The sequence below is a fragment of the Pseudarthrobacter sulfonivorans genome (assembly GCF_014712225.1).
Classification (GTDB): domain Bacteria; phylum Actinomycetota; class Actinomycetes; order Actinomycetales; family Micrococcaceae; genus Arthrobacter; species Arthrobacter sulfonivorans.
The window spans coordinates 262,547-283,558 of record NZ_JACXBW010000002.1; the positions used below are offsets into that span (position 1 = coordinate 262,547).

Sequence of the window (21,012 nt, forward strand, 5' to 3'; positions counted from 1 at the left end):
GCCAGGCACACTGCAACTCCAGTTAGGTACCCAGCATGACCTCCACCGTCCCGTCCCCCGGCGCGCAGACCGGCACACTCCAGCGAACCACCCCGCCCCGGCCAGCCACGCCGCGCCAATCAACCACACGGCGCAAACGCGGCAACCGCTCCCCCGGCGAAGGCCGCATGGCCGCGATGCTGCTCTCCCCCACCATCCTGGTACTGGCCCTGGTCATCATGTACCCGCTGCTGTCCGCGGTGCACCAGTCCCTGTTCCGCGCCGAATCCGGCCTGGACGCGGACGGCTTCGTCTCCGAGGTGGAATCCTTCGTGGGCCTGGCCAACTACGCCGATCTCTTTGTGGGCGAATCCGGCCGGCGCTTCCTGAACGCGTTCGCGAACACCACCTTCTTCACGGTCACCACGGTGTTCCTCGAAACCGTCCTGGGCCTCTGCATGGCCCTGGCCATGAACCGCGCCTTCCGCGGCCGGTCCTTCCTGCGCGCCAGCATCCTGGTCCCCTGGGCCGTGCCCACCGCCGTCTCCGGCCTGCTGTGGCGCTGGATTTTCCAGTCCGACGGCATCGCCAACAACCTGCTCGGCAGCGAAGTCCTCTGGACCGCCGAAGGCAACGCCTCCAAGCTCGCCGTCATCATCGCCGAAGTCTGGAAGACCGCCCCGTTCATCGGGCTTCTTGTCCTCGCCGGCATGCAGATCATCCCCGCCGAAGTCTACGAAGCCGCCAAGATCGACGGCGCCGGCTGGTGGCGGCAGCTCGGCTCCATCACCCTGCCGCTGGTCAAGCCCACGCTCCTGGTGGCCGTGCTGTTCCGCATGCTCGACGCGCTGCGCATGTTCGACCTTCCCTTCGTCCTGGTGGGCCCCGGCAAGGAATCGGTGGAAACCCTCTCCATGCTGGCCTGGGACGAATCCAACCAGCTCCGCTACGGCTCCGCCTCCGCGTTCGCCGTGGTCCTCTTCCTGTACGTCGCCGTCGTCGCCATCGTGTTCGTGAAGGTGCTCGGGGCGGACGTCACCGGCGCCAAGGAACTGAAGCTGATGTCCAAGAAATCACGCACCAAGGCAACCCGCACGCGGGATATCGCTGACCGGGAAATCGCTGAACAGAAGAAGGCCGAGGCCACCCGATGACCATCTCCGACCTCCGCAACGCCGCCGCGGATTCCGGCGCACCGTCGGCTCCAACCGCCGCAGCCGCTGCGGCCGGCCAGCCGAAGGCCAAGCGCACCTGGCGCTCCTACTCCGTCTACGCCGGTCTGGCACTGATCTTCGCCTACTGCCTGGCGCCGTTCTACTGGATGATCGTCTCCAGCCTCCGCCGCACCGCCGACATTTTCGACAACACCCTCCTGCCCGCGCCGTTCTCCCTGGAGAACTACGTCAAGGTGTTCGACGGCTCCACCATGTTCGGCCAGGCGCTCCTCAACAGCCTGATCGTCGCCGGGACCACGACGGTGTTCGCCCTGGTCCTCGGCGTCTTCGCCGCGTACGCCATCTCCCGGCTGAACTTCCGCTTCAAGTCGGTGATCCTGGGCGTTATTATTGCCACGTCCATGTTCCCCGGCATCTCGGTGGTGGTGCCGCTGCTGCGCCTCTTCACGGACATCGGCTGGATCAACACCTACCAGGCGATGATCGTGCCCAACCTGTCCTTCGCCATCCCGCTGGCCGTCTGGAACCTCACCACGTTCATGAAGCAGCTCCCGTTCGACCTCGAGGAAGCCGCCATGATCGACGGCTGCACCAAGTGGCAGGCGTTCCGCAAGGTCCTGCTGCCGCTGGCCGCGCCCGGCGTGTTCACCACCGCGATCCTGACCTTCATCCACAGCTGGAACGAGTTCATCATCGCGCTGTCCATGATCAACAACCCCGCCGTCCAGACCGCCACCGTGGCCATCTCCAAGTTCACCGGCGCCACCGAATTCCAGGCACCCTTCGGTGAGCAGATGGCCGCCGGCGTGATCGTCACGGTCCCGCTGGTGATCATGGTGCTGGTCTTCCAGCGCCGCATCGTGGAAGGCCTCACCGCGGGAGCCGGCAAATGACGCACGACGGCGGCGCCCCCGCCGCGGGCACCGTCACCGGGCAGTGGTGGGACTCCGCCGTGATCTACCAGGTGTATCCGCGCTCCTTCGCGGACGGGAACGGCGACGGCGTGGGCGACCTCGCCGGGCTCGCCGCACGGCTGCCCTACATCGCCTCGCTTGGGGTGGACGGGATCTGGATGACCCCGTTCCAGCCCTCGCCGCAGGTGGACCAGGGCTACGACGTCAGCGACTACTGCGGCGTGGACCCGCTGTTCGGCACCATGGCGGAGTTCGACGCCCTCCTGGAGCTCGCCCACTCGCTGGGCCTGCGGATCCTGCTCGACGTGGTCCCCAACCACTGCTCCTCGGCCCACCCCCTCTTCCAGCAGGCCCTCGCTGCCGGGCCCGGCTCGCCGGAACGGGAGCTGTTCCACTTTGTTGAGGGCCGGAGCTCCGGCCCTGATTCGGTGAGCGACCTGCCGCCGAACAACTGGCAGAGCGTTTTCGGCGGCCGGGCCTGGTCCCGCGCCACCCCGGAATCCGACACGGACACCCAGTGGTACCTGCACCTCTTCTCCCCCGGGCAGCCGGACTGGAACTGGCGGAACCCTGCGGTGGGCGACTACTTCGAAGGCGTGCTCCGCTTCTGGTTCGACAAGGGCGTGGACGGCCTCCGGATCGACGTCGCGCATGCCCTCTTCAAGGCGGACGGCCTGCCGGACGCTCCGTCGGCCACCGCCGTAGTGGACGGCCTGCGGTCCAACCCGCTGGTCTCGGACCAGGAGGACGTGCACGAGGTGTACCGGCGCTGGCGGACCCTCGCCGAGAAATACCAGCCGCACCGCCTGCTGGTGGGCGAGGTCAACCTGGAACCGGCCCGCGCCGCCCGCTACACCCGCGCCGACGAAATGCACCAGGCGTTCGCCTTCGCGTTCGTAAAGCTCGGCTGGGACCCTGCGGCGTGGGCATCCGTGGGGACGGAATTGGAGGCCGCGCGGCAGCTCCATGGCGCGGCGCCCAGCTGGGCGCTGGAGAACCACGACATTGTCCGCTCCGTGACGCGGTTTGGCGGCGGGGATCTTGGCGCCCGCCGCGCGCGGGCCGCGGTTTTGGCGCTGCTCGGCCTGCCCGGCGCCGCCTACATCTACCAGGGCCAGGAGCTTGGCCTGCCCGAAGTGGATGTCCCGGTGGACGCCCGCGTGGATCCCATGTGGGCCCGCGGCGGCATCACCCGCGACGGCGCCCGCGTCCCGATCCCGTGGACCGCGTCTCCTCCGTTGCACCATGGATTCTCTTCGGTGCCGTCGGCGGCGGCCCCGTGGCTGCCGCAGCCTGCCGGCTGGGGTTCTTACGCGGTCGAAACCCAGCAGCAGGACCCCGGTTCCATGCTCGCGCTGGTGAGTGCCGCCGTCGGACTCCGCCGCCGGCTCTGGGATGAGGGCGTGTTCACCGCGGACGACGGCGGCAGTTGGCGTGTGGAGGACGGGAACCTGCTGGTCTGCCAACGCAGCCCCAGGTTCCTGGTTGCGGTGGCGATGGGAACCGAGCCGGTGCGGCTGCCCGCCGGGACCGTGCTGGCCACGGCTGCGCCGCTGGAAACGGAGGGCTGGCTGCAGCCGGATAACGCTGCGTGGGTGCTGCGGTGACGTAGCACGGAGGGGTCGGAGGCTTCCGGGTACGTAGGCCTCAGACCAACCGCCCGCTCGTCTCGAAGGCCCACCGCTCTACTTCATCAGCCCCGACTTTTCGACCGAGCTCATCAGACGCGACTGTTGCCCACGTCTGTAGGACGCCCACGGCAGCCTCGTAGGTCGCCACCGGGTAGCCGTACTTGTAGTAGAACCGCCTGTCATCGGTGCAGGACGTCGCCTTCAGTGTGGCTAGGACTCGTTCATCCACAATCAAGCACGGATGGTCGGGATTGCCAGCCCCGGCGAAGTACAGGAGCTTGGTGAAGAAAGCCGGGCCCACATACTTGAGCGCGTTCGTGTTGCGCGGACCACGCATGGACAAATATCCCTGGCGTGCTGATTCCGATGCCTCCCGAATTGCTATGCGGAGGATCTTTTCGGCACGCGCCCTGTCTTGGTAGACGGCCTGAATGCGGCGGAGATTTAGGCGGTGCCGCGTTCCAGTTCCCCATGCAATCACAGGCCATAGAAACTGCAACGGGTCGGCTTCAGGGCCAGGGGCGAGTCTGAAGAGCTCGCCTCGGCTGATTGATGCCTTCCCCCGCACCGCTAGCGAACCGTCATCGAGAGTACCCGTAACAGAATGACTCGCTGTTTCAGGTTGTCGATTCCACCAGTCCAAATTAACAAGGACTCGGTGGTTGTCTATCGTTTCGTTGCGGGTTCTTGTGCGGAGCCATTCGATGAGCTGCACTGGCACGCTAAATGTCATGCGAGGCTTTTCCCTTTTGTCCCGTTCAATTCAGACAGACACCGGCGTGGGGAGCGGAGCCGGGGAAACTTTCCGGTTGAACTCGTGCTGCACAATAGCCGAGCCGATGGAACCCAAGAGGAGCATCATCCAAAAGGCTGCGTGGCGTCCCAGCGCCCGGCCCGTGAAAACCTCGACGCCTACGGAGTACTTCCAGAGCCAGATGATATTAGCGATCGGCACAATCAGCAGCCATGCGGTGGGGATTGCGGTGCCGTTCTTATTCATCTCATTCTTTGTTTTTACGCTCCATACCAAGGAGTAGATGCCGAACGTGACGAGAGGCAAAAGTAGCGGTGCTGCAATGCTGCGGTATTTCATGATGCTCCTATTGAGTGAGTTCTTGGACCTCGGAGTATCACTTAGCGCGCCATTGGCGGTCGTCGATTATCCCCCAATGAAAATATCCCGGCCAACTGGCGTCTTGCTCAACTTGTGTAAATCTTGAGGGAATCCTCGGCGGGGCGTCACATTTCTGAGTTGCAACGACTTCCGGCGCAGACTGTGGAAGAGGCCAGTTCCACGGGGAACCCACAAGTGAAGAGCCTGCCCATTCTTTCCTTTTCAAGCTCGCTTTCCTTTTCAAGCTCGCTGGCCCTGAGCCCTTCTGCCCTCACAGATTGTCGGCGCCAGGTGGGATAATGCGGCATGGCAAGTAAACGTCGTCGCTCAAGAAGCGCAGGCGCCGGCGCCGCCGCCGCCGGGTGTGGCCCCTTCGGCTTCTTCCTCGCTCTCGTCGTGATCGGGCTCCTCATCAAGTTCTGGTGGGTTCTCCTGATCGTTCTCGGTGTGGTTGGGCTGACCGTGGCAATCGTCCGCTTCGCCAGGACCCCGAACCGTCCGGCCACGGCGCGCTCGCCCAAGTCGGCCCGTCCACTCGAGCACCCACCGGTCATGACCCCGCGCAACCCACCCCTCGTCAGTGAAGATCTCACTGTCCAGATACGCGCCGCCAAACAAGCCCGCCACATACGGGACATGCAGGAGTGGGACTACGAGTGGATCCGGCTGACCTATCCGGAGAAGAGCAGCCGGGTTGTCAGTGAAATCGCCAACGCCCATTTCGCGCGGGGGCGGTCGATCGGCGTCAACTATGACCTCACCGACCCCCGGCTCAGAGGCCCCAAACCTCACTAGCCTCCAGCGAAGCTACAGAGGAAAGTCCTCTACGCGAAACGGCCCGCTACACCAAAGCAGCGGGTTCGTTTTTCTCGATCACTACAGCGTTGCCGTTCGCGGTCACTGCAAACAAAAATGGCAGATACAGCGTCCCGCCCGAACTACTCGCAGTCTCGGGGTCCATGGTCAGGTAATCGAAATCCACTCCGATCACAGCGTTGCATCCGAGTGCGTAAGCTGCTTCTTTCAATTCCGCTAGAGCATTTCGCCTGATTTGCGATAGTCCCGACAGCAGGTCTGCGCCGACGTCCTTGCTCCCGCGCCCAAGCCAGCCATGCGTTGGGCGGTCCATCGATACTGCATCGTCGCCAGAGATATAGCCTGAGTACTTGGTGATGGTGTAGCCCTCAAAGTTGAAACCGGAGCTAATAAGCATGACCGCCATGGCCTGCTGTTTCGCTAGCTCAGCCTGTTTCGCCTTGATCTGCTCTACCGATCGGCGCTCCTGCTCCCCGGCGTTCCGTGCTTTCTCTTGGGCCAGGTGCTGTTTATAATTGCCAACCATCTCGTCCGCGTTGACGCCGTCGTCAACGCTAAGGCCAGTCATCCCGGACTTGTACTGCAAACCAGACTGTTTCAACCACTGGTCGAAAGCAGCGGCGTCAAGTTGGTAGTTCTTCGCGATTTCTCTGGTTTTCACGTAATTCTCTCTCGTAGATGCTTCTGGGTGTTCTGATTATCGGGTTCGACATCGTGATCAAGCTTCATAGTGACCGACCATCGCGCGCTGTGGAAGCGCTATTTGATAAGGCCCAAGGAGCGGACCTGCCTTATCCAGCCTGGGAATTCCTCCAGCAATTTCTCGAAGAGCGCCGAGTCGCCGATCGCGTCCACGTCACCGATGGGCTCGTAGTTGGCGTTATCCACAAAGCGCTCCTGGAGCGTGTCCAGCTGCTCAAGGAATTCCATCGGCTGCTCGCCGATGGACAGGAACTTCCAAAAAATGGGGGCAGTGGATACCTCGGTCAGGGCCTGAATGGCAGCCTTCTTGTTGTCCGGACTGCCATCAGTAAGGAACAGGGTGTAGACGGGCATGTCCGCAGGCTTGGACGCCGGTGCCCCGCTCTGCGCAGGCTGTGCCTTGCGGAGTCCGAAGAATCCCTTCTTGGGCGGGGCCGGCGGCGCCGGCGGCGCGAAGCCGAAATGGTTCCGAATGGTCAGGAAGGCATCGGAGTAGTTGGTGCTGCCCATCCGCCGTCCCCTGGTCAATCGGTCGACGGAACCGGCAAAGTCAGTAATGCTGATCTCGCCCAGGTAAGCGGCCGTGGAGTCAAAGACGAAGAAGTCGATGGACCCGTCGTCGTCGAACTGCGTCGCCAGGGCGAGCGTTTTTTCGACCAGCCGCTGCATGGCACCGGACCTGTAGACGTCGTACATGGACCCGGAGTAGTCCAGGGCTACGGCCACCTTGGCCTTCTGGCCGTTCAGCCCGGACAGGTCGACCACCTCGATGGCGGTCTTGGCCAGTGAAAGAAGCCCCGGCGCCTGGGCGCTGATCTTGTCGAGAGAAAGTCCCATTGCTACGTCCTTGTCGGTAAGTTGTGCTGTCGTGGGCTGACGATCGTCGGATGAAGCTGCCATAACTTTTTGGCGGCCCCTCAATGCACTCAGATTGCTCCCGTAAGGCTCAAGACCCATTTGGCGGGATCCAGGGAGCGGAACGGGGCTATCCCGCGCGGGTGGACGGATTCCCCGCGAGGGGCCTCCCCGAGCGCGGACACGGCGAAGAAACGGTAAGGGATCGGCTGCCCGCTGTGGGGATTCTCAAGGCTCAGAACGAGTCGGCCCGCGTTGAGCCTATGCAGCAGGCTCCGGACTTCCTCATGCAGGAGCTCGCCGTCGTCTTCCTGGTATTGGGCGCTCTCCAGGCTGGGGTCCCGGAGGAATGCAGCGCCGGAGTTGGACATGATGGACTGCCAGTCAATGTCCTCGACTTTCCGCAGCTCATGCATGGCATCGAATTTGGAGAGGATGACTGCCAACCGGGGTGTGGCACCGCCGATGATGTTCATCAGGTTGCCCAGCACTGCGTGCGGATCACCGCCCAATTGACTCTGGGTGGGAACCAGGTCCTGCAACTTGGCCCGGATCTCGGGAACCGCCATCGGGTCAAACATAAAAAAGACGGCGTCGGCGTTGGCCAGGAATTGCAGCGGCACTGTATCCGCAGGAGGTCTCTCCATGTCTTCGCCCGCCACATCACGGATCACAAGAAACCTCCGGACCCCGTTCAGGATGCCGAGACTGAAAATCAAAGGTTCGCGCTGGTAGGAGCTGTCCGTGATGGCACTCGGCGTCGGCGGCATCAGACCGCGCGACTCGTACAGGGGTTTCTCGTAAATCTCCGTGTAGTTCTCGCGCGTGCGGGCGTCCGCGAATTGAACGGTGCTGCCCAGCTTGGCCATTAGCTGGTCCAGCTGCTTCACCAGGACGGCAATGTAGAGGGATTTGCCGGTGGCACGGGACCCGTTCATTGCCACGCAGGTGGCGTGACCGTCGCGCCAGCCGGGCAGCAACCCGTGATGGCACCGTACACAGGCCTCCTGGACCGGTTGCTTACACTCGGGGCAGCCTGTGGGTACTTCGGGTGCCCAGCTCTTGCCGGCGTTGGCGGGGCGCAGCCGGTAGATCAGCTGTCCGCTTTCAACTTTCTTACCGGCATAGCGCCCAGCAACATCATCAGGCTGGGTGGGGCAGCGTCCGGACCGGCAGATCCACAGGTATCCATCATCGGGGAGGTGCTGGAAGCAACCAGGGCAACGGGTGGTCACGGCGTAACCCCTTCCAAGAGCTCCGAACGTGTGCTGAGGCAAGGCTGGAGCAATGATTTCACCAGACCACGCAGGGCGTGCGGTTCGCTCAGCAAGCGGCTTTCAAGGTCTTCGCCTGCACGGACAGGTTCCACGACGGTATGGGAAACCGATGTGCCGCCGAGGAGCTGCCAGGCCGATGGCGCCATCACCGAAATGATGTGCCGCACTTCGCCCGGCTCCGCCAACCTCTCCAGATCACGGATGTCTGCGGGCAAAGTGTCCGTCAGCAAATACACGATCGTGGCCGCCTCAGGCCGGAGGTTCTCAAGCCGGGGAAAGGTGGAACGGAAACTGCTGGACGGGACCAAAACCTGATGTGTGGCGACGATATCCGCGGGAAGGGACGCCAAGTCGCTCATCGGGACAGGGTTGACAGAACCGTTGACGACGGCGGCGCGCACCGGATTGCCGCCCGCTATCACCTGAGCGACTCCGGTCAGCACCTGCGCCATGGCGCTTACGGAACCTTCCTGCACAAGGTTCACCGCGGATCCTGATCCGTCCACTGCCAACAGCATGTTGAAGGCAGCGGCGTCATCCAACCACTGGAGCCCCAGGACTTCCCGCGTTGCCACGCGGGCGGCATTGCCAAGCTGGCCCAGATCCGCGTCCTCCTGGTGATGTGCCACCCGGAGACTCAGGCTCTCCCCGATGCGTTCCACGGAGATCAGGTCTTTCCGGTCCAGTCCGGAGACATCAATCGGCACCAGCACGGCCTGCTGCGGGTCCAAGGATGCCCTCTCCTCGACGGACACGGCTAAGTGCAGCACGGTGGGTGACGGAAACCGGGTGTGGCCCACTGGGACCACTGAAACCACGGTGAGCTGCTCAACCGCCGGCAGGATGATCCCGTCCGGCGGACGGACCACCGATTCCAGCGGGCGGCCTTTCTGCGCGACTTCAAGCCGTGCCTGGGCCGATTCGCCCTCAACACGCAAGGTCACCCGGAGCGGGCGGACGCGAAGCTGAACTTCACTCGTGCCTTCCAAGATGTAGGTGGGCATCATCGATCCTTTCTCATTGCGGACATAAACCCGCCGAAACGCGCGGGTTTGGCAGGGTCCGGCTCGGTGGGTCCGGCTTCCTGGCGGAGCTTTTTCCACCATTCCCGGGAAAATTTCTGGCGCTCCTCGTAAACCTTTTCCACAAGGCGTTCGGAGGCAGTATTGAAAGTCTGGTTCCAGTTTTTCGTCAGGATCGAGTCGCACATCGATTGCGGATCTGTCCGGCCCGTTCTGACGGCATGGCGGACGGGCACTTCGAGCAGCCGGAGTCGCTCGGTGCCTGCAAATACGGTCACGTCGGACAGGAAGTGGCCCTGCACGTCCTCGCGGCCCGGATAACCTGGCGTCGTCACGATCGCGAGGCGGGTCAATTCCTCGATTTCCGTTTGGCCCAGCACTCGGGAATCCACCGAGTCGTGAAGAAAATCGCAAACCCCGTCAGCCTGAACGGCAACATAAGAGGCGACCAGGTTCTGGACTTCACGGTGCAGCTCGACGCGGTGCCGCGGATTGGCGACGGCGATCACTGCAGCCTTGAGCACCAGGGCCGTCAGATCCACCTGTTCCAGGCGGCCCCGCACGGCGGTCACAGCCTGCACTGCCGTGCCCAGGATCCACTCTGCCTGAGCCTGCACCTCGCCCGGATGGTCCACTGCCCACAGTTGCGTGGCCATGAGCCGCAGTCTGGCAAATGGCACCTCCGGGGAGTCCGGGGCAGTGATTCCACGGTCCAGGACAGCGCCGATCAGCCCGGCCAGCGCGTCGGACCATTCCTCCGTCAACAACGCGTTGGAGAAGAATCCGGGGAACAATTCGCCGGGGAACCTTTGTTCGAGAAACAGCAGTTCCGACGCACGCCATGGCGGTTCGGGCACAAATATCTGGGTCAGAACAGAATCGGCTACGACCTCGATTTGTTCGGGTTCCATGACGCCGGCTGCGGCCACAGCCCGTGCTCCGTCAACCTGACCCCGGCCGTTCCGGCAGAGCCAGATTGCGTGCTCCACCGCTACAGGAGGTACTACGGAGCGCTCATCCGAGAGCACGTTGGGGATCGCCGAGGCCGGGAGTGCACCAAATAACCAGTCACAGAAGGCGGGAGGCATCCTGTTACCGGCCGGCGCGGACCGGAACCTCACACTGTTTTCGACGGCCGCCAGTACTTTCTGTCGCAGCGGGTCGGCCACAAGAGCCCCGGCGTCGGACACAAATGCTTGTGCCCTGTCGTCGTCATCGACAACCTGGAAGAGTGTTCGCTCGAGGATCTCGGCGATGGAATCGTCAAGGGATTCGCCGGAGCCGTCCTCCGCGTCAGCGAGTCCGGCGCGGTGGATGAAATCCAATGCCCTGATGGCCGTCGTGGGAAGGTCTGGGGACCCGTCATCGGTGAGCTTCCGCTGCAGCGTCAGGATCGCCGACCGCGCGGCCCGCCGCACTTCCGGTGTGCTGTACTCCGCGCGGTAATCCGGCGGTAGCGGAATCGCGCCCGGTTTCCCCAACCACTCACCGTCCTCAAGCGAGCGCTGCAGATAGGCCTGCATGAGAACCTGCCGCATCAGTTTGGACGCACCGCCCTGCTCAAGCTCTGCCCAGGCCTCGCCGGCGGAGGCGCCGCTGCTCCGCTTCATGGTGTCCCCGGCAAGCTGCATCAGCTCGTCATCCCCGGCCAATGAATCTGGCGAGTGGCGCACGATGACGGCCGCTGCTTCGGCCTCATAGTCGCCGAAGATGTCCGGCAGGCGCAGGGCTGCCATCGCCAGCGCCCAGCTGGGCTCCTGACCGGTAGCGCCTACCCGGTCCGCGACGTCATCCATCATGGACGTGGCGGCGGAAAAGGTTGTCCGATCCACCAACGCCGCTTGGGCGATGGCGGACCAGTGGGTCGGCACAATAAGGGAACCCGATTGGGTTTGATGTGGCCGGCCGCCCACTTCGCCAAGGTCCGGTACTTCGTGTTCGTCCAGAATGGTGAACACGGAATGCTGTGGGAGGGCGTCTGCGTCGGCACGTGGAACACCGACCAGATGCACGCCCCGTTCGAAAACGGCCTCGAGTCCTGCAGCCCGCTCGTAGACGGAAAAATTCATCCGCCGGACCCAGTCGGCGGGCGCCAGCCTGCTCACGGCCGCGATCCACAGGGCGGCTGTCTCCGCGGAGTCGGTAACCAACACCACACCTGGGCCGTCGTTCAGCGCGGCAGATACTGCGTCCAGCAGGGCACTGAGTAAGCCGACCCGCCATTCGCTTTGGTCGAAGAGGAAGTCGAGAACATCCTCCCTGCCCAAGGCTGCCCCGAACGATGGACTGGTGTCGTCGCTGACCACCGCCTCGCGCACTTGCTCCGGTCCAAAGGGACACAACAAACCAGGGGAACGCCAGATCTCGATCGGCCGGATGGCCGGGGCAGGCTGCGCCGTGGCCCGATCCAGGAGTACGTGGCTGAAGACGTTGCCGGGCCTTCCGGTGGAGTCCCGCCCCGCCATGGTGCTGTGCCAGTAGGCGCCCCGGCCGCGGCCATCGTTGATGTACGTTAGCCGGCGGGGCATGGCCTGAAGCTCCGCCGCATTGGGAAATGCACCCAGGTGAATGTCGGAGTCGAACCTTGTGACTATCCGCTGCCGCAGCGCCTCGATCTCGCCGTCGCTGAGGTCTCCGGCCGTGCTGGTTACCTGCCAGCCGCCGGCCCCGTTCTGCGGGTCGAAGGATGCATAGGTCAGTTGTCCCCACCGGGGCGTGGCATCTGGCGGACCTGTCCGGTTATCGGCCACCAAAGAACCTCTTACCCATACCCGGCGTACCGGAGAAGCGGAGGGACGCGACGGGCGGGTCAAGAAGCGCCACATGCCGCAAGACATCCACCGGAAGATCGGCGAACAGACGTAGGAAGCCACCCTCAGGATTGACCTCCGATGCCCAGGACCCGGCGTCGGTTTTCCACGGAACGGGCCCGTCGGGCCCGGAACCGCCGGGCGTGAACCGGCGCGCAGGAGTCGTGGCCACATCAATGGCCGGCACCATGTTCAGCGCCGTCCCGTCCCGGCTGGTCAGCGGCAGCCGGTCGGGGTGGTAGACGAGCACGAAGGCCGGCATGGACTGAACTGCTTCCGAGGTCTGCACAATGACGGAAACACCCGTCACCTTCCCCAGGAAGCTTTTCGCTTCCACGACCTGGTAGTTCAGCCGCAGAATATGCGGGTAGTTGACGGTTGTTATTGCCCCGGACACCCTCGCGCCAGCCTCGAAACTTACCGGCACCAGATGCAGGTCGCACCCAGTGGATGGCAGCGGCTGGGTGAATTGCAGTCCACCGCGGCGCCGGTAATCGGGTTGCGAAATTTCCATTGCCTGGCTGTTGAGCGACAGTTCCGGATCCTGGCCGGTGGGGCCCATGTAGACCATGACGGAATCCGCCCCGTCGGGCCACTCGAAGCTGAGGATCTGGCTGTTGACGCGCTCCACGATCCTCGGGTTGCGGACCTTCTCATTACGGGACTTGAAAATGGCAGTGCCCACATGCGCCATTCCCTCCAGCAGGGTCACCGGTGTGAAGTACGCGCGGGTCCAGCCGGAAGGCCACGGGATGCTGAGCATGGTGGCGGTGCCATCGACGACCTCCACGGGGTTGGAGAGCCGTGTTTCGGGCATCAGTCCGCTGATCCGCAGCGAATCCTCGGATAGTGGTTCCAGCTCCAGGCCGGCCTGCGGAGGCTGTTCGGTCCGGTAGACCACTACCGTGCCTCCGGCTGGACTGCTCCAGCGCAGGTCGAAGAGCGAGGATTCGTTGTCCCCTGTCATCGCAATGCACATGTCGGTGACCGGTTCCAGCACCGCGCTAAGGCGGATGGTGCAGGCCGTGGGGCTGGAAAGCCGGATGTCACCGCCCAGGGCAGCTTCTGCGCACACCTGGTAGAGGTAGGCCTTGCCCCGCTCCGCTTCGGCATCGACGAAGCCGCCGAGGTTTGTCGAGTCCTGCAGTATGCGGTATCGCTGATCGCCGCCGCCGGTGGCAGCGCGTTCGAGCGGGATCCGGAAGATTTGGACTTTCTGCGTTCCGGGCAGCGCAGTCCACCTGCCAACGACGCGCCCCTCATCCTCCCGGATTTCGACATTCCCGAGTTCCCCCACGTAACCGCCTCCGGCGTACAACGTTGGCTGGGCTGCCATGGCCTCGGCTATGCTCGGTCCCTCGTTCAGCCACACCTGCAAGTAGCGCGTCGCAGTGGTAAAGGGGCGTTCGTCCATGGCCTCCGCAGCGGTTGTGACCGCCACCAGGTCCGCCTGATCCGGCGCATAGGGCTCATGTTCGTCGCCGGCGACCAGCCGATAGATCGTCACCGGGCTGGTTGACTGCGCCGGCGTCCACGAGTACGTCCGGTGGCCTTGCGAATCCCTGCGCGCCTCCACGTGGACCTGAGCGGGTGTCTGGGGGCCATAGTCGTATGCCGCGAAGCCGGCCGGATCAAGGCCCACAGTGGACGGAGCCGTGGGGGTGGGGGCTTTGTCAGCAACCGGGGCTTTGGTTGGCGCCGGCGCGGCGGCGCGCATTGGAGCTGTTTGAGCAGCGGCGGGTTGGGGTGTGGCGGCTCTTGGGTGTGCGCTTGGGGCGGGATCACGGGGAGCGGGCTTCGGCCGACTTGCAGCTTCGACCGTCTCACCTGCGGAGTGAAGCCCGGTCAGGACACTGGCCATCTCCCCTGCATATTTCGCGACGGCGGGCGGGAACGCGGAGCGGATCTCCACCTCCGTCGTCTGCCCTGAGTTGACCAGCAAACGAAGCTGGGCTTCCTTGAGGTTGCTGGGAGACAGACGCTTCTCTGCGATGGCCTTGTTGCGCCAGGTTTTCAAGGCCAGGAAGGCGGGATCCGCTGCAGGAGACGCTGCCGGGAGCGCCGCACCGCCCGTCGCAGGCGCCGGCTTCGGGCTCCTTGCCGCCGCAACCCTGACGGCACCCGGTCCGGGTTCATCGAATTCCATGCCCAGCTGCAGATGGGGATCGGCAATATTGAAAGCAAGCTGCTTGAGAAGTTCCTTGAGGGCATCCCGCCATGGGCCCACCAAGGCCTGGTCGAGACCCGGGGTGTCGGTTTTCTTGTGCTCGGCGATGACGGACAGATCCTCCTCCGCCGGCGGAACATATCCCCTCGCGGACACCATGTCCGCCCACAGCTTCAGCGCCGAGAGCCGGGTCTGGTACTTCTGATCTCTCATCTTTGCCTCTTCGTTCACTGTCTTTGACTTACGATCCGACCTTGGCGTCCGGCCGAGGAAGGGTATGCAGCCTTGCCCTGGTATCAGAAGGTGGGACCCTCGGGCATCATGAAGCTGTCGGGGCTGTCATCTTCCGATGCAGCCCCGGGTTCGTGCCCCGGCCACGGATTCCGGTCGTCCTGGCGGGCAACCAGGAACTCGTGCTGCGGGATCCCGCCGCTGAGCTGGATCAGCCCGGCGTGCCGGGCCAATCCGGTTTGAGAGCCGAAGGGCACGCTGTGCTCGACGACGGCACGTCCTGCATTCCGGGCAACGTCGGTCAGCACCGCGCCATCAAAATGATCCAGCCGTCCGGTGTCCGGAGCGCGGTCCACACCGGACATAAAGGCGTCCAATGACGTTTGCACGACCGCCGAATCGCGAACTTCGCTCACAGTCGACACCAGGCCTGAGGAGATGGCGGACCGTGGGCCTGTGATGTCTTTGAGGACCCCTGCCCAGATGTCCCGGCCTGGGGAGGAATCGGTGCCGGCCGCGTCCAGCGCGCCAATCCAGAGGCGCAGCAGCGACAGCTCGCCATCCCCGGACTGGCGGTAGATTGCCTCGGGATGAGCTGTCAGCTCGTACCCCCGCGGCCCAATGAGGTCTCCGGCAGTGGCCTTTGCACGCTCCCACGGTTTGGTCAGCCATCCGACGGCGAAGATGTCGTGCCGCAGTTGGGCGGCAGCAGCCGCGACGGCCGGGGGCTGCACCAACGCCGCACCAACTTTGACGTTCAGTGGGAGGCCGTGGACAAACTTTGCCTTGGTCCGGGCTTCATCATCGCTCCGGCCGAACGGCTCAGCCAGGACGGTGCCGATGATGCGGGACCATGCCAGGAACTGGCTGTAGGCGCCGCTCAGCCTGTGCAAGTCGCGGAGCGCGTGCCTCAGGTTCCTGCGCGAAATCTCGTCATCACTGAGTAGCTGGCTTCGTGCATTCATCAGTTGGAAGAGTTCCCGCTGCCCGTTCATGAAAATCACCAGCGTGACAATCAACCAGACCACCGCGAGGCCTGCACAGATGCCAAGGCCGTCCCAAAGCTGCAAGTTCTCCCGGGCCACCAGCACTCCGGTGACAAGGAGCCCGAGCAGCAGCCCGCCCAACAGAATCTTCATCCACAAGGCCAATTTTTTCTGTCGCGTTAACACGCCAGCGAGCATGTCGTCGGCACTGGCCGCCCTTCGGATCTGGTTCAGCAGTTGCTGAACCTCGCTTCTGACGGAGTTCAGGCTCTGGCCGATCCTGGTTCCCACCCGGACCGCATAGCTTTCCTCCGAGACAAGCTTCCAGCGTCGCAATGCTTCCAGTGCCGTGCTTGCGGGGATCCCCAGGTTGGCATCCCCCGCTGCGCGCTGCAGGCGCTCCTCCATACTGAGGATGCCCAAAACATCGTATGGCTCTAGCGAATCAAGCTCGATGACGGCCGCAAGGTGCGACGGGATATCCGAGAACCCGGACCCGGGGCCGGGAACGGAAGCACTGGCGTGCCGGAGTACGGCACGCTGCGTCCCAACCTGAACCGGTGGCAAGGCAGTGACACGTTCACCGGCATCGACGAGCGTCAGCGCCCCGTCCGCAAAATCCTGCCAGAACGAGGCCAGATCGGCAGGGGCACGGTGCTCCCGAGCCATCCCGGCGTCGTCCAGTAGTTTGTCAAGAGTGGCGGCAGCGTCCCGGACATCCAACCAGGAGACCGGCAATCCATCCCTGCCGACGCCGTCCACAATTACGGCGTACTGCGAAGGCGCGGAGCCGAAAACGAGTCCATGCACAGCGGCCGCAGCTTCCGATTTCACCCGGGTGGCCACGCGCTGCGCCCAGCTACGGGGCGCGTTTTTCAATGCTGCCCAAATAAACCCGAACATCATCTTAAAGGCCGCCCAGGGACCGATAGCGGTGACCGGTTGCGGGGCGGCATGTTCCCGATCTCCGTGCAAAGAGCGTCCGTGCTTTTCCCACAACTGGTCCGCCATGACCCTTGCGGCCAGTCCGGAGTCCTCGACGTAAATGGCTGACGTGCCGAAGTACGTGGGCAGCGGCACGCCGTTATCAAGCGAGAGCACGTGGTGGCGAAGCTCGGCCCCGACCGCCGTTGTATCCAAGGTCCGGTAGAAGGCGCGGACTAGCCTGGCGCTCTCTCCGGGCAGCGGGGCCTCCCCGTCCAGCAGTGAGTCCGAGCTGCCGGCCCAGAGACCGAGGACGCCGGCGCAGGTGGCCGCAGCATGCACGCCCCAGTCAAAGGGGTCGTTCGTGGCGTAAAGCTGGTGGTGGCCCAGTCCCGGGCCGGCCGCTTCCTCGGGACTCAGCACGAGGTTGTGCCAGCCTCCTTGGGCCAGCCCGTCCAGAACCGCCGTTTCACCGCTTCGCGCCACGACGGCACGAACCCTGACCACTGGGCGGCCACCGAACGAGGACTCCAGCATTTCGGCAATGCGCTGGCTGACGGCAGAGTCGACCTGCTCGTGTCCGGCAATCCCGGGCACGAGCACGCACAGCCGGAGCAGGTCGTAGCTGCCGGTCCCCGCCAGGCTTTGCAGGCTGATGGCCTGCAGGTCTCCGTCAGCCACGAGGAGACCATTGACGCTGGTGCGAGAAACCATGTCCGGCTCAATCCAGATAAAGCTGTCAATCAGACCAAGCCCCGACCAGTCGGTGAGAGCTTCGCGAACCCCGGCGGTGATTCCGCGGGGGGCCACAAAAACTGTCAACGCCGCCATCTCAGAAGGCTCCCATTGCAGGGAGGGCCAAGGGGTCATCATCGTCAGCCGGTTCCGGCGCCAGGGCAGAATGTTTACCAGGTTGGAGTGCCCGCTGGTGGGCGGTCTCCAAGTGGGCCAGCAAGTCACCCAGCACCACATAAATGTCCTCCGCCACATCCCTGAAGAGGGGCGTCGCGCTCGCCGCCCGACGGGTATTGATCTGCGAAAAGGACCCGCCGCCCGCCGCCTTGAGGCGACCCGGCGGCATGAAGTGCTCGCTGGCAAGTGATCTGATGGTCTGGAGCCACTCCTTGGTGAGCTCATGGCGTTCAGTCATGGTGCTCTCCCTCACGACACCCGGGATGCGGCTGGGACTCCCGGACTCGGTCTGCCCGGAGCCGAGCCATCGCGTCAGGGTCTGAAGTGCCGTCACTTCGAACAGGCCTGCCGCAGGTTCCTCGGGGCTCGCATCGTACAGCTCCCGGAGGAGGCGGTATGGGCGGAGCGAAGAGAGTACGGGCGCCTGATGTGCCCGTGCCACTGCCAGCAGAATTGACTCCAGAACTGCCGGCAGCCAGTCGAAGGACTTGGCCAGGAACTGCCTTGGCGGCGTCAGCAACGGGTTGGGAAAAGGGATCCACCGGCCGTCCGTTTGATCCCAGATCTCCACGGCTTCGTCGTAGGGCAACTCCGGTAGGCGGAGCTGACCCGTTATTTGGCCAACGAACCAGCCTCCCACCATCGCCCGGCGCTCACTCTCGCCCATAGGCAGCGAGGCAGTTAGTGGGCGTGACCGCCGCTGGCTCCAAAAACCTTTGCGCTCCGGTAGCGACGTTCCATCCCACTGCTGCGCCACGGGTGACAGGACGGAATCGAAGACAAGGGGTGAGTAGTTTCGGTAGGACCCGAAGATGTCGATTCGCTGAACGCGGGTGTCCGCAGTGAGGGACCGCTGCAAAATGGCTGCCGTTTCAGCGGCGATGTTCGGATTTGCCTCAATTTCTGACAGGAGCGCCTGGCTCACGTCGTCGAGCTCGCCGAACGGGATGGAGGAGAACTTGAATCTGTAGGCCACCGAGGTTCCGTGCAGCTGCTGGACCACGTCGGGATTGACGCTGATCAGAGGAACAGCGCGGTTGACCGCTTCGGTGAATTTAGCGATGACATCCGCTTGCCGCTGCGGAATGTCGGACTGGTTGGCATCCACTCCGCGCACGTAATCGCGCAGCGACAGGGAGCAGAACTTGTCGAATGCCTCGCCTGGCCGTCCAACAAAGGCACGCGACCGCTTGAGCAGTTCCTTCGGCGAGGTGTGAAGCATGAAGCGTGCTCGCGACGGGGTCACCGGCGCCTGGCTGTATGGATCCCGGTTGAACTCGCCCGGCTGCCAGCTGGCGGTGACTTCCAAGAGACCTCCAGGCGCCTGGTGCCCACCTGCCACGGGCCACAGGCCGCTGATGACCTGGCCACCCAGAAGCTGCCGCGCATCGTTGAATCCCCTTACTCCTGCAGCTCCACCACCCGTCTGCGCCACGTCCGACTCGTATTGGACCGCAAAAGTCTTGGATTCGGTGATGAGGATTTCGTTGTCCGCAACATCAAAGCGCTGCGGAACCGAGAGGTTCTCATCGGAGGGCCAGGCTGAGTACTGGTCCGTGGCCACGTTGGCAAGGCCCACAGCAGTGGGCCGGGCCGCCGCCGCCTGATCGAGGATGCTAAGCCCTTCCGAGAGCGCTTCCCGCATCGGCCCCAGTACGTCCGAAATGAAAGCGGTCAGGACTGTAGCGGCAGTTCCCGCGGCCTGTGAGTACAGCAGGTCCGTTGTCTGGCCACGGAGTGTGCCCATCAGCCGGTCCACCACCGACGGCCCATTCTCAATGACCTTCATCCGGCCAAGCTCGCCCTCGATGTTCTGCGGAACAGCACCGACGTTGGGCTGGGCCAGACCGGCCATCCCCTTCAACGTCACGATGAGCTGTTCCCGCAGGAGGGTCTCGAGACGCTCCACAACGGCCCGGGCATAGGGCAATCCAAACTGCGCCACGGCGTTCTCAATCAACGCAGTAAAGCGCGTCAGCAGGACGCCTTTGTAGGAGTAGCCCCACTGGTAGGCCGATTCCACTGTCCCATTGGTCAGGGCGGGTTTGCGTTCCAGCAGCCTCTGGCGAAGGGTATCCAGCCACTGTGCCGCTTGAATTCCGGCGGCCGGAGGAACGAACGGGACGATCTGCTCGTCAGTGATGGCGGAGGCCAGCAGGCTCACGTCCGCACGGCTGAAAGCCGTCTCGGTGAACCATGCCATAACCTCCTGCCGCCTGAGCGGACCGTCGGCCGCTACCGGCAGGCCCATCGCCGTCGATATGTTGCTCCACTGGCTGGACACCAAGGCGGTGACCTGCGCCACCGATGAGGCGCTGTTGCCGGGTTGGATATGTCCTGTCCGCAGCCGGTCCACGGCAGTCCGGGCCAGGCGCTGCGCCGCGTATTCGCGGTACCTGTCACGGCCCATGCTCAGGCTGGCGAAGCCGAACGCGCCCCATGGGAGTTCGTTCGGTTCGACGCCCCAGCCGAAGTAGTCCCGCACCGCAGCCTTGTCTCCGGAATTGTTGCCCAGATCGAAGGACACGAATTCCGCAGCGGCCTTGCCGCTAAGCATCAGGGCGGCAAGCCCGCGTCCGAGGCCCCGGTACACAGCATCCTGTGTGCCGTCTCCGAACATGGTCCGGTTGACCCCGGCGAACCGTCCCACCGGGAATACCCGTGCAAAGGGCTTTTCACCCGTGACACCGTTCCCGTGTCCCAGCGCCGCGAGCGTGGCCAGGTCATGGTCCTGGGCGGCCTTGGTCTGCGCCGCTACGATTTCACCCAGCATTGCGAGCGCGTTGGCCCGGACTCCCCCGCGGGCGTCGGAAGGCAATCCATCAAAGACATCCGCGGCCAGCATGAAGACACCCACCAAGGAAGGCGAAACACCTGGCACCAAGGACAGCAGCCGGCACACATCAAGGGCCATGGATGCTCCCGCGCCGCCGGCCATCGATGAGACGACCAGGATGATGGGCGGTTCGGCGGCATTGAACTTACCCAGTCCCGGGACGGACAGCTGAGCCATTTCGCTGTTTGTTTCAACCATGTTGAGCCGCTGGAAAGCGCGCTCCAGGCCGTGCCGGACCTCACCCGCCTTGCTGAGCGTGATCATTCGCCCGACCGCCCGCATTTGACCAGCCCCGCTGTGAATGGGAACGGTGATCTGAGCCGGATCACGTGGGGCCCACGTGCCGATCTGGCCCAAGGCTTTGGCATTGCTCAGTGTCTGGGTCAGCGCATTGTCCATCACGGTGTAGCTTCCGCCTGACGGGCCCGTCGCAATGTATCCACCGCCCTGTTGGGAGACGTTGCCGACGCCGGCAATGCGTGTATCGGGTGCAACCGGTACGTCGATGTGGACAAACTGCCACCCCGCCGGGATGCCGGTGACCCCGTGGGCTGACAGCTCGGAACTGAGTTGATCCATCATGAAGGCAAGGGTGGAACCACCGGAACCACCGCAGCCCACTACTAGGAATTTCCGCATTGTTACTGCCTGCCTGTTCTGA

At 63.9% G+C, this 21,012-nt stretch carries 14 protein-coding genes; 4 read left to right on the forward strand and 10 right to left on the reverse strand.

The window, feature by feature from the left end; genetic code table 11:
• Window positions 1–35: 35 nt before the first annotated feature.
• From IAQ70_RS03545 to IAQ70_RS03555, 3 genes are read left to right on the forward strand one after another with little or no spacing between them, the layout of a single operon-like run.
• The gene (locus IAQ70_RS03545) at window positions 36–1,133 is read left to right on the forward strand and encodes a carbohydrate ABC transporter permease (RefSeq protein WP_223858758.1); all 1,098 of its coding nucleotides are present in this window, start codon (window positions 36–38) and stop codon (window positions 1,131–1,133) included.
• Window positions 1,130–2,047 carry a carbohydrate ABC transporter permease gene (locus IAQ70_RS03550; protein ID WP_223858760.1) on the forward strand — a complete coding sequence of 306 codons (918 nt, stop codon included), beginning with the start codon at window positions 1,130–1,132 and terminating at the stop codon, window positions 2,045–2,047. The genes IAQ70_RS03545 and IAQ70_RS03550 overlap by 4 nt, the downstream gene beginning before the upstream one ends.
• On the forward strand, window positions 2,044–3,675 hold the full coding sequence (locus tag IAQ70_RS03555) for an alpha-amylase family glycosyl hydrolase (protein ID WP_190987936.1): 1,632 nt from the start codon (window positions 2,044–2,046) through the stop codon (window positions 3,673–3,675). The genes IAQ70_RS03550 and IAQ70_RS03555 overlap by 4 nt, the downstream gene beginning before the upstream one ends.
• Window positions 3,676–3,715: 40 nt before the next feature.
• On the opposite strand, the gene IAQ70_RS23280 is transcribed toward IAQ70_RS03555, so the two are convergent.
• Together IAQ70_RS23280 and IAQ70_RS03565 are read right to left on the reverse strand one after the other, a co-directional pair.
• Window positions 3,716–4,432 (reverse strand): 8-oxoguanine DNA glycosylase OGG fold protein, encoded by a 717-nt coding sequence (locus tag IAQ70_RS23280; protein ID WP_343998884.1) that lies wholly within the window; start codon window positions 4,430–4,432, stop codon window positions 3,716–3,718.
• A 30-nt stretch (window positions 4,433–4,462) separates the two neighbouring features.
• Window positions 4,463–4,792: a DUF4234 domain-containing protein gene (locus tag IAQ70_RS03565; protein WP_190987938.1), complete on the reverse strand. Its 330-nt coding sequence runs from the start codon at window positions 4,790–4,792 to the stop codon at window positions 4,463–4,465.
• 327 nt (window positions 4,793–5,119) lie between these two features.
• Between IAQ70_RS03565 and IAQ70_RS03570 the strand changes: the two genes are divergently transcribed.
• Window positions 5,120–5,608: a hypothetical protein gene (locus tag IAQ70_RS03570; RefSeq protein ID WP_190987939.1), complete on the forward strand. Its 489-nt coding sequence runs from the start codon at window positions 5,120–5,122 to the stop codon at window positions 5,606–5,608.
• A gap of 46 nt (window positions 5,609–5,654) precedes the next feature.
• Here IAQ70_RS03570 and IAQ70_RS23145 read toward each other — a convergent pair whose 3' ends face one another.
• The 8 genes from IAQ70_RS23145 to IAQ70_RS03610 form a co-directional block, all read right to left on the reverse strand.
• Window positions 5,655–6,290 carry a YbjQ family protein gene (locus IAQ70_RS23145; protein WP_190987940.1) on the reverse strand — a complete coding sequence of 212 codons (636 nt, stop codon included), beginning with the start codon at window positions 6,288–6,290 and terminating at the stop codon, window positions 5,655–5,657.
• Between the two features lie 98 nt (window positions 6,291–6,388).
• Window positions 6,389–7,168, reverse strand: a complete 780-nt coding sequence (locus IAQ70_RS03580) for a VWA domain-containing protein (protein ID WP_190987941.1) — start codon at window positions 7,166–7,168, stop codon at window positions 6,389–6,391.
• 89 nt (window positions 7,169–7,257) lie between these two features.
• Window positions 7,258–8,421: a TRAFAC clade GTPase domain-containing protein gene (locus IAQ70_RS03585; protein WP_190987942.1), complete on the reverse strand. Its 1,164-nt coding sequence runs from the start codon at window positions 8,419–8,421 to the stop codon at window positions 7,258–7,260.
• On the reverse strand, window positions 8,418–9,467 hold the full coding sequence (locus IAQ70_RS03590) for a hypothetical protein (protein WP_190987943.1): 1,050 nt from the start codon (window positions 9,465–9,467) through the stop codon (window positions 8,418–8,420). Before IAQ70_RS03590 ends, IAQ70_RS03585 begins: the two co-directional genes overlap by 4 nt.
• A complete protein-coding gene (locus IAQ70_RS03595; RefSeq protein WP_190987944.1) occupies window positions 9,467–12,235 on the reverse strand; it encodes a GAP1-N2 domain-containing protein in 2,769 nt (922 codons plus the stop codon). Before IAQ70_RS03595 ends, IAQ70_RS03590 begins: the two co-directional genes overlap by 1 nt.
• Entirely contained in the window at window positions 12,225–14,675 is a 2,451-nt protein-coding gene (locus IAQ70_RS03600) for a hypothetical protein (protein WP_190987945.1), read from the reverse strand. Before IAQ70_RS03600 ends, IAQ70_RS03595 begins: the two co-directional genes overlap by 11 nt.
• 83 nt (window positions 14,676–14,758) lie before the next feature.
• Window positions 14,759–17,317, reverse strand: a complete 2,559-nt coding sequence (locus IAQ70_RS03605) for a hypothetical protein (RefSeq protein WP_190987946.1) — start codon at window positions 17,315–17,317, stop codon at window positions 14,759–14,761.
• Window positions 17,318–17,435: 118 nt separating this feature from the next.
• A complete protein-coding gene (locus IAQ70_RS03610; protein WP_190987947.1) occupies window positions 17,436–20,990 on the reverse strand; it encodes a tubulin-like doman-containing protein in 3,555 nt (1,184 codons plus the stop codon).
• Window positions 20,991–21,012: the final 22 nt, after the last annotated feature.

Coding starts and splice junctions, on each gene's coding strand:
- IAQ70_RS03545 (WP_223858758.1), top strand. CDS start 36: ATGACCTCCACCGTCCCGTCCCCCGGCGCGCAGACCGGCACACTCCAG.
- IAQ70_RS03550 (WP_223858760.1), top strand. CDS start 1,130: ATGACCATCTCCGACCTCCGCAACGCCGCCGCGGATTCCGGCGCACCG.
- IAQ70_RS03555 (WP_190987936.1), top strand. CDS start 2,044: ATGACGCACGACGGCGGCGCCCCCGCCGCGGGCACCGTCACCGGGCAG.
- IAQ70_RS23280 (WP_343998884.1), bottom strand. CDS start 4,432: ATGACATTTAGCGTGCCAGTGCAGCTCATCGAATGGCTCCGCACAAGA.
- IAQ70_RS03565 (WP_190987938.1), bottom strand. CDS start 4,792: ATGAAATACCGCAGCATTGCAGCACCGCTACTTTTGCCTCTCGTCACG.
- IAQ70_RS03570 (WP_190987939.1), top strand. CDS start 5,120: ATGGCAAGTAAACGTCGTCGCTCAAGAAGCGCAGGCGCCGGCGCCGCC.
- IAQ70_RS03580 (WP_190987941.1), bottom strand. CDS start 7,168: ATGGGACTTTCTCTCGACAAGATCAGCGCCCAGGCGCCGGGGCTTCTT.
- IAQ70_RS03590 (WP_190987943.1), bottom strand. CDS start 9,467: ATGCCCACCTACATCTTGGAAGGCACGAGTGAAGTTCAGCTTCGCGTC.
- IAQ70_RS03600 (WP_190987945.1), bottom strand. CDS start 14,675: ATGAGAGATCAGAAGTACCAGACCCGGCTCTCGGCGCTGAAGCTGTGG.
- IAQ70_RS03605 (WP_190987946.1), bottom strand. CDS start 17,317: ATGGTTTCTCGCACCAGCGTCAATGGTCTCCTCGTGGCTGACGGAGAC.
- IAQ70_RS03610 (WP_190987947.1), bottom strand. CDS start 20,990: ATGCGGAAATTCCTAGTAGTGGGCTGCGGTGGTTCCGGTGGTTCCACC.